Source organism: Phycisphaerales bacterium AB-hyl4, assembly GCA_041821185.1.
Lineage (GTDB): Bacteria > Planctomycetota > Phycisphaerae > Phycisphaerales > Phycisphaeraceae > Natronomicrosphaera > Natronomicrosphaera hydrolytica.
The window spans coordinates 1-1,683 of the sequence record JBGUBD010000028.1; the positions used below are offsets into that span (position 1 = coordinate 1).

At 67.0% G+C, this 1,683-nt stretch carries 1 protein-coding gene; it reads right to left on the minus strand.

Annotated elements, in window-relative coordinates; translation table 11 throughout:
• Positions 1–1,683, minus strand: a 1,683-nt coding sequence (locus tag ACERK3_19625) for a hypothetical protein (protein MFA9480483.1), incomplete at both ends; no start/stop codon positions are given.

Genomic DNA, 1,683 nt, shown 5'->3' on the forward strand with positions numbered 1-1,683 from the left:
GTCGCCGTACTCGCCGTAGCCTTGCACCCAGCCGAGCCAGCCGGTCGGGCCGCTCATATCGGCTAACTGTCGAGCGGACTGCTGCGTGTCGGCACTGGCCAGCGACAGCGAGCCGCCCTGGAAGCTCGTCGCCGGGCCGGGCAGGGCCAGGCTGGCGACCGCCGGTCGGCTGCGGTTGAACACGGTGTTGCGAGCGCTGGTGGTCGCCTGCACCACGGCGGTCGAGCTTGCCCCGGTGGTTTCGCCGGAGAGCTGCTGGATGGCGTCGCGGGCGTTGGCGTCATCCAGGCCCGCCAGCTCGTTGAACACGAAGGCGAGATCGCCCGTGGCATGCGGCAGCAGGTGGTCGATCACCCGGCCGACGCCGCGCTGTCCGCCGCTGCGAGCGAGCTGCTCGAAGTGGCCGGTCCAGTCGTCGTCATCGTCATCGCCGGGCGGCGTGAACTTGTCGTCGAGCGTGAGCGTCAGCAGCACATCGTGAGCGGTGTAGCTCAAGGCCACGTCGAACAGGTTGCTGCTGACCGTGTCGAACTTGCCGTCGACGCCGCCGTCGGCGGTGAGGATGGTGTACTGCGTACCGTCGTGATAGTTGCCCGGCTCAGCGAAGACGTCGACCTTGCCGCCGAGGATCGTGGCCTCGCCGGTGACGTAGACATGGTCGTTGTGCACGCCGGGCGTGTGGCCGCCGTCGATGATCTCGACGTAAAGCGTGGCGAAGCTGCCGTGGGTGTAGTCGCCGTCGACGGTGAACGTGCCGATGGAGTTGCCGGGGCTGAGGATGCCATCGCTCATCAGCAGGTTGCCGACCGTGCCCGTGCCGCCGAGCGTGCCGCTGCCGAAGACGTGGAAGTCGGAGTGGGCAATCGTGCCGTTGACCAGGAGCGTGCCGGCGGTGACGTTGGTGTTGCCGGTGTAGCTGTGCGTGCCGAGCAGCGTGGTCGTGCCGGTGTTGTGGTGGATGACCTTCAGGCCGCCTTTCAGCAGCACGGCATCGCCGTCGGCCGTGCCGTCGCGGGTGAGGTAGTAGTCGCTGTCGGTGTGGTTGAAGTTGACGGTCGCGTCACCCGAGCCGGTGGTGATCTCCGGGGTATCGAGGATGCCGGCCGCGCCGCCGTCGCCGATGTTGACCGTGCCCGTCGCAATGGGACTGGTAGCGAGGGAGAGGTAGTTGCTCGCCTCGACGACGCCGCCGTCGACAACGCTGAGCACGCCGTCGCCAAATTGGCTGAGGTAGACATGCTGTGTAATCAACCGGCTGCCCTGGCCGGAGACGGTGACATTGCCGACGCTGTCGATGGTGTCGCCGATGACGACCAAGTAGGTGGCGTCGACCACGGCGCCGTCGGTCACCTCAAGGATGCCGAAGCCGGCGCGGCCGACGTCGATCCTGGGCAGATCCAGCGTGGTGCCCGCGCCGGTGACGACGAGGTGGCCGTCACTGTCGGCGATATGGCCGACCCTGGTATTGTTGTTCACCGCGACGTTTGAGCCGTTGCGGATGATCATGGACGCGTTGTCGCCGGCGTTGGTGCCGAGGAAGAGGCTTTGCAGATTCGGCGCGTTGGCGTCGTCGAAGATGAGCACGCCCTGGCGGACGTTGGTGTTGCCGGTGTAATCCTGCGTGCCGGTGAGCACGGTGACGCCGGTGTCGAGATGGTTGAGCGTGAGCGAGCCGGTGAGGGC